At 36.6% G+C, this 7,059-nt stretch carries 8 protein-coding genes; all 8 read left to right on the forward strand.

Going from position 1 to position 7,059, the window contains the following annotated elements:
- Positions 1-1,558 (forward strand): outer membrane protein assembly factor BamA (gene bamA / locus N9Y32_06685; protein MDB2590696.1); only part of this gene is annotated, 1,558 nt, incomplete at its 5' end.
- A gap of 23 nt (positions 1,559-1,581) precedes the next feature.
- On the forward strand, positions 1,582-2,580 hold the full coding sequence (lpxD, locus tag N9Y32_06690; GenBank protein ID MDB2590697.1) for a UDP-3-O-(3-hydroxymyristoyl)glucosamine N-acyltransferase: 999 nt from the start codon (positions 1,582-1,584) through the stop codon (positions 2,578-2,580).
- 2 nt (positions 2,581-2,582) lie between these two features.
- The gene (gene fabZ / locus N9Y32_06695) at positions 2,583-3,026 is read left to right on the forward strand and encodes a 3-hydroxyacyl-ACP dehydratase FabZ (protein ID MDB2590698.1); all 444 of its coding nucleotides are present in this window, start codon (positions 2,583-2,585) and stop codon (positions 3,024-3,026) included.
- Positions 3,027-3,052: 26 nt separating this feature from the next.
- Positions 3,053-3,850, forward strand: coding sequence for an acyl-ACP--UDP-N-acetylglucosamine O-acyltransferase (lpxA, locus tag N9Y32_06700; GenBank protein MDB2590699.1), 798 nt, complete (start codon positions 3,053-3,055; stop codon positions 3,848-3,850).
- A 14-nt stretch (positions 3,851-3,864) separates the two neighbouring features.
- Complete coding sequence (gene murJ / locus N9Y32_06705; protein ID MDB2590700.1) at positions 3,865-5,394, forward strand: murein biosynthesis integral membrane protein MurJ; 1,530 nt, start codon at positions 3,865-3,867, stop codon at positions 5,392-5,394.
- Complete coding sequence (locus N9Y32_06710; protein ID MDB2590701.1) at positions 5,391-5,660, forward strand: oxidative damage protection protein; 270 nt, start codon at positions 5,391-5,393, stop codon at positions 5,658-5,660. Before murJ ends, N9Y32_06710 begins: the two co-directional genes overlap by 4 nt.
- Positions 5,660-6,265, forward strand: coding sequence for a guanylate kinase (gene gmk, locus N9Y32_06715; GenBank protein ID MDB2590702.1), 606 nt, complete (start codon positions 5,660-5,662; stop codon positions 6,263-6,265). The genes N9Y32_06710 and gmk overlap by 1 nt, the downstream gene beginning before the upstream one ends.
- A gap of 39 nt (positions 6,266-6,304) precedes the next feature.
- Positions 6,305-7,059: RNA polymerase factor sigma-32 (locus tag N9Y32_06720; GenBank protein MDB2590703.1), on the forward strand; the 755-nt coding region annotated here is incomplete at its 3' end.

Here is a 7,059-nt window from a genome sequence, read left to right on the forward strand (position 1 = left end):
ATCAACCAGCAAGCAAAATATTGATATTGATATTCAAATTAGTGAAGGTGCTGAATACAAAGTAGGCGCCATTAGCTTTACTGGAGATCTTCTTAATCAGTCCATTAAAGACTTAAAAGAATTGCTAACTATTGATACCAACGATGTCTTTGAACGTAAAAAAGTCATTGAAAGTATTCAGGCAATCACTGATATTTTTGCTGATCAAGGATATGCTTTTGCCAAGGTTAATCCAATCACTAAGGAAGATACCAAGTCGCACATTATTGATCTAGAAATCAATATTGCACTTAATAAAAAAGTCTATATTAATCGCATCACTATTACCGGTAATACCAGAACTCAAGATGAAGTAATTCGTCGTGAGATTGGCATTAACGAAGGTGGTCTGTACTCTAATACTGAGTTAGATGAATCTATCAAAAATATTAAACGTTTGGGATACTTCTCAGATGTAAAAATGGACGTCTCAAAGCTGAAGGGTTTTGAAGATAAAATCAACTTACACTTTAGTGTTGAAGAAACTAAAACCGGTACGTTTTCAATTGGACTTTCTCATTCAAACAGTTCGGGCGCTGCTTTTAATCTAGGAGTCAAAGAGAATAACTTCTTAGGCACTGGCAATACGCTAAACGCTGCTTTTTCAAATTCAGATGCGGTTAAAGAAATGAGCTTTTACTTTTCTGACCCTTATTTTACAGAAGACGCTCACTCAATTAGTTATGGTGTTTTTAGTAAAGATGTTGATGGAGCAGCTCTTGATGTATCTGCATATAAAACTAATGAAGTTGGTGCTAGTTTAGGTTACGGCATTCCCCTCACTAAAGAGACTCGAGTTGGTGCAGACTTAAGAGTATCAACTCGTGACATTACTTGTGGCCCTTCATTTGGAGGTACGGGACTATACGTAGGGTCTGGTCTTGAAACCAAACAATGTGCGAGTGGCGATAAGACTGAAGTGAAGACGAACCTTAATTGGTCAAATAACACATTAGATAATTTTAACTACCCAACCGAAGGTAGTAAAAATAACTTAAGCTTTGATTTAACTTTACCAATTGCTGATTTCCAATATTACAAATTAGATGCTTCACATAAGAGCTATTACCCGCTTGGTAATGATCTCACTTGGAAAGTCAATGGTAGCTTAGGTTTAGCTCAAGGTTATGGTGATAAAGAGCTGCCATTCTTTAAGCGTTACTATGGTGGTGGCTCATCCTCTGTACGTGGATTTGACTTTAACTCATTGGGTGCAGTTTATTCAGATGGGAAGGCCAAGGGTGGTGAACTCTCTATGTTGGCTGGTACCTCTGTCATCTCACCAATGACGTTTATCGGTGATAGTAAAAATATGCGTATGAGCGCCTTTGTTGATGCAGGATCAGTTGAAGAAAAAGCCTCAAACTTTAGTTTTGATGAACTTCGCATGTCAACAGGTGTTGCGTTTTCATGGTTAACACCTGTTGGTCCATTGGGTATTTATGCAGCTACACCATTGATAAAAAAATCTGCTGACAAAACCAAATCAGTTGAATTTACACTGGGAACTAGTTTTTAATAAAAACATGGCACTGATATAACATGCATACATTGGGGGAAATAGCTAAGCTTGTTAACGCTGAATTAATCGGTGATAGTAAACTATCTATTTCATCTCTAGCTAGTATTGATTGTGCACAATCTGGACAGCTCAGTTACGTGGTGAGTGAAAAATATAAAGACCAGTTGCAAAATACACAAGCAAGTTGCGTTATTATCAATAAATCCTTACAAAACTTCTGCAATACTAATGCTATTGTCGTAAACGATGTTTATTTGGCATTTGCACAAATAACACACTTATTTAAGCAAAAAGTAACACATATTAGCGGCATCCATTATAGCGCACAAACTCACAATGCCACCATAGCAACAAATTGCTGCATTGGTAAAAATGTTAGTATTGGTGCCAATACAACTGTTGGCGCTAATACAGTTATAGAAGATAATACTATCATTGGTAATAATTGCGTGATCGGCTCAAACGTTAATATTCTTCAAAGCTCAATTGTTGGAAACTCTGTCGTTATTGAGCCAGGCGTTGTAATTGGCTCTGAAGGTTTTGGCAATGCAAGAGATAACAACAATCATTGGCACTCTATTGCCCATCTTGGTAATGTAGTAATTGATGATCAGGTTCATATCGGTGCCAACACGACGGTTGATCGAGGGACTTTAGAAAATACGCATATTCATCAAGGAGTCAGGTTGGATAATCTAGTGCATATTGCTCATAATGTTATAATTGGTGAAGATACAGCAATCGCTGCCTGTTCTGGGGTTGCAGGTAGTACACATATAGGAAAACGCTGTATGATTGGTGGCATGGTGGGAATTGTTGGCCATCTTAAGATTTGCGATGATGTCATTGTTAATGCTAAAAGCACGATTGACAAAAATATAACCACACCAGGCATGTACACAGGAATTATGCCATTAATGCCTCATAAAAAATGGCAGATTGTTAGCGTTTGGCTCATAAAACTTGATAAAATCACCCAATATTTAAATATCAAACTCACTCATTTAAAAGGAAAATAATCATGGAAATGAATATTCAAGAAGTAAAAAATTTCTTACCACATCGCTACCCCTTTTTACTAATTGATCGTGTTTTAGAGATTGAAGTTGGAAAAACATTGGTTGCTATAAAAAATGTGACTTTTAATGAGCCCCATTTTACTGGACACTTCCCTACTCAACCCATTATGCCGGGCGTTTTAATTATTGAAGCATTAGCTCAAGCAACTGGAATTTTGGCATTTAAATCAGAAGTGGGTAAACCCATTGATGGACAAATTTATATGCTTGTTGGTGTTGATAAAGTGCGCTTTAAGCGAATGGTTGAACCTGGTGACCAGTTAAGACTTGAAGTCGAAGTCTTAGTTGTTAAGCGCGGCATATGGAAGTTTAAATGTAGAGCAACTGTTGATGGTAAAGTTGTTACTACAGCTGAACTTATGTGTACACAAAAAGCAGCTGAATAAAAAATAAAATTCTTGAGGAGAATAATGTGGCGATAGACCCAAGTGCAATAATAGACCCAAGTGCCAAAGTTCATAAAAGTGCAGAAATTTGCGCCTATGCAGTGATTGGTGCTAATGTAGAAATTGGCTCTGGAACAATTGTAGAATCCCATGCGGTTATCCAAGGGCCTACTAAAATTGGTAAAAACAACCACATCTATTCATTCGCCTCTATTGGTGGCGACCCTCAAGATATTACTTATGAAGAAGGTCAGGAGTCAAATCTTGTTATTGGAGACGAAAACTTAATTCGTGAATTCTGCACCATTAATCGTGGCACCGAAAAAGAAAAGTCACTCACTCGAGTAGGCTCTAACAATATGCTAATGGCTTATGTTCATATTGCTCATGATTGTCAAATTGGTGATCATGTTATCATGTCAAATAATGCCTCATTAGCAGGCCATGTTAAGGTTCATGATTGGGCAATTTTAGGTGGTTTCACTCTGGTTAAGCAATTTTGCATGATTGGTATTCATACTTATATCGGTATGGGTTGTCATGTCAATAAAGATATTCCCGCTTATATGGTGGCATCAGGCACTCAAACTCGTGTTCGCAGTATTAACGCTGAAGGTATGCGCAGACGTGGCTTTTCATCAAGTTCAATTGCCTCAATTAAAAGAGCCTTTAAAGTCGTATACAGGGAATCTACAGGTCGATTACTTGATCAAATGCTTAAAGAATTAGAAGTTTCAGAGGCTGATAGCCTTGAAGTTATGCAGTTTGTTAACTGTATTCGTGGCTCGAAAGTGGGCATTATGCGTGGCCCTGTCGAAGAATAAAACTCTTCCTATCGATGGATAAATCCTTTCTAAAGTCAAGCGGTATTGTTACTGGAATGACTTTTCTTTCACGTATCTTAGGCTTGGTACGTGATTATTTTATTGCTAAATACTTTGGTGCTAACGGCCTAACAGATGCATTTTTAGTAGCTTTTCGCATTCCTAATTTCTTAAGAAGGCTATTTGGTGAGGGTGCATTCTCTCAAGCTTTCGTTCCTATTCTTGCAGAAGCTAAAGCCCAAGAAACTGAAGAAGAAGTTCAAAATATTATTAATCATATTAGTACTAAATTTTTAATTGTACTAATGATTATTACACTCATAACTATTGTTATTGCGCCAGTAGTTATCTTCATGTTCGCATGGGGTTTTTATTTTGATGAAGATTTAACAAAATTTAACCTTGCATCAGACATGTTGCGCATTACCTTCCCTTATCTTCTATTAATATCATTAACCGCTCTCTCTGGGAGCATCTTAAACACTTACGATAGATTTTCTGTGCCTGCATTTACACCAGTATTACTTAATATTTCGATGATTTTATCCAGTGTTTATTTATCTCAACACTTAGATGAACCTATTATGGCACTTGCTTGGGGAGTTCTAATTGGCGGCGTCTTGCAATTACTATTTCAAATTCCTTTTTTGATTAAAATTCGAAAATTACCAAAATTAGTTAAAGGCAATCATAAAGCGGTGAAAAAACTTAGAAACCGAATGCTGCCTGCATTATTCGGCGTATCAGTTTCTCAAATAAATCTACTTATTGATACAATGATTGCCTCTGTTTTAGTTAGTGGCAGTGTTTCTTGGCTGTATTATTCCGATCGTTTACTGGAACTGCCCTTGGCGCTTATTGGTATCGCTTTAGCTACAGTGGCACTTGCTAAGCTTAGCAAGCATTATGCTAACAAAGATCATCAGCAATTCACCCGAACCATTGATTATGCATTAAAGATTGGTTTAATTTTAGGCTTGCCTGCTTGTGCAGGTTTAATACTGCTTGCCGAGCCTTTAATGGTTAGTTTATTTCAGTATGATGCTTTTACTGTGTTTGCTGCACAACAATCTTCTCTAAGCTTAATGGCTTATGGGTCAGGCTTGGTGGCCTTTATTTTGGTTAAGATTTTAGCCCCAGTTTTCTTAGCAAGAGGTGACACCAAGACTCCTGTAAAAGCTGGCGTTGCTGCCATGCTGTCAAATGTTTTTTTAAACGGTATTCTTGGCTATTATTTTGACCATGTTGGTTTGGCAGTGGCTACGTCAATTTCTGCTGTAATTAATGGATCACTCCTATATTACTATTTAAGAAAACAATCAATTTTTACTTTTTCTCATGATTTAACCAAAATATTTTTTAAAGTTTTAGCAGCAAGCTTTATAATGGTGATCTTTATTTTGAACTTTGATCAAGCACATAGCGCCTATATCAATGCCGATGCATTTTCTAGGATTACAACGCTACTCACCACTGTTTGTTTGTCAGCGTTCATTTACTTTTTAAGCCTAAGAGTCTTAGGTATCAGGATGAGAAAATTATGAATACTGTGAATTGTGTAAAACTTAACGAAGTGCTTGAAGCGCTAGATCGTGCACCCTACCCAGGGGAGCTTGGGCAAAGAATTTTGGCCAATGTCTCTAAACAAGGTTGGCAACAATGGCTTGAACATCAAACTATGGTTATCAATGAAAACAATTTAAGCATGATGGATCCTGATGCGCAAAATTATCTAAAAGAGCAAATGGACAAGTTTTTCTTTTCAGAAGAAGGCGCAGATGATGTTCAAGGCTACACGCCTAAATCATAATGGCTAATTTATTTATTGTCGCTGCTCCTTCTGGTTGTGGCAAAACCTCTTTAGTTAAAGCACTTATTGAAAAAACTGAAGGCTTATGTGTTTCAGTTTCTCACACAACTCGCCAATCTCGTCCTGGTGAAGAGCATGGTAAAAATTACTTTTTTGTTTCTCAACAAGAATTTGATCAAATTAATCAAGATAATGGTTTTATTGAGTCTGCACAAGTTTTTGATAATTACTATGGTAGTGCCAAACAAACGGTTAAAGATTTATTAGCTAGTGGTATGGACGTTATTTTGGAAATTGATTGGCAAGGTGCTAGACAAGTTAATCAAACGTTTAAAGAGGCAATTGGTATCTTTATTCTTCCACCTTCCGAGCAAGCTCTACGTGAACGCTTAACAGGCAGAGGTCAAGATGATCAAGCTATTGTTGACAGGCGCATGCGCGATGCTGTTAGCGAAATGAAGCATTACAATGAATTTGACTACTTGGTAATTAACGATGATTTTGAAGCGGCATTAGAGGATTTATCTAAGATAATTCTCGCTCAGCGACTACAACTTTCTCAACAATCTTTAAAGTACCAAACCTTGCTTAACTCATTGATTTAACCTATAATATTAATCCTTGATAATATTTAATTTTTATAAATGAGCTCAAAGTTCGCCTTACCAGTAACCAGCACCTCAAACTCTTTAGGTGTTCAAAAATATCCACCTATACTCACTGCTGAGCAAGAGCATGAATTAGCTATAAAACTCTATGAGAATCATGATCTAGATGCTGCAAGGCAATTGGTCTTATCACATATGCGTTTTGTTGCTTTTATTGCGCATGGTTATAAAGGTTATGGTCTTGAGCAAGAAGACCTTATACAAGAAGGTACTATTGGACTAATGAAAGCAGTTAAGCGCTTTAATCCCAATAAAAACGTACGTTTAGCGTCATTTGCAGTGTACTGGATTCGAGCTGAAATTCATGAATTTATCTTTAAAAATTGGAAAATTGTTAAAGTAGCCACAACTAAGGCCCAGCGTAAATTATTTTTCAAATTAAAAAAAGCTAAGTCAAAAATCTATAATTCACTTAATGGTGATCAAGCTGATCAAATTGCTCAAGATCTTGGTGTCAGGCGAAAAGACGTATTAGAAATGGAGTCACGATTACAATTTAATGATGTTACTTTTGAAAATTCTGATGATAATGATTCAAATGCGCCGGAACAATTTTTAACTAATGAGAACACTCAAACGCCAGAACAGTTATTGTTAATTGACGACTCTAAAAAAAATCAACAGCAGAAACTATACAAGGCGCTTTCTTCATTAGATGAAAGAAGTTTAGATATATTACAATCTAGATACTTGAAAGAAGAAAAAACAACCCTACATACTTTAGCAGACAA

The organism is Candidatus Thioglobus sp., assembly GCA_028228555.1.
GTDB lineage: Bacteria > Pseudomonadota > Gammaproteobacteria > PS1 > Pseudothioglobaceae > Thioglobus_A.

What these genes read in the sequence shown, in the direction of transcription:
- gmk (MDB2590702.1), top strand. Translation starts at nt 5,660, where the DNA reads ATGGCTAATTTATTTATTGTCGCTGCTCCTTCTGGTTGTGGCAAAACC.
- murJ (MDB2590700.1), top strand. Translation starts at nt 3,865, where the DNA reads ATGGATAAATCCTTTCTAAAGTCAAGCGGTATTGTTACTGGAATGACT.
- fabZ (MDB2590698.1), top strand. Translation starts at nt 2,583, where the DNA reads ATGGAAATGAATATTCAAGAAGTAAAAAATTTCTTACCACATCGCTAC.
- N9Y32_06710 (MDB2590701.1), top strand. Translation starts at nt 5,391, where the DNA reads ATGAATACTGTGAATTGTGTAAAACTTAACGAAGTGCTTGAAGCGCTA.
- lpxD (MDB2590697.1), top strand. Translation starts at nt 1,582, where the DNA reads ATGCATACATTGGGGGAAATAGCTAAGCTTGTTAACGCTGAATTAATC.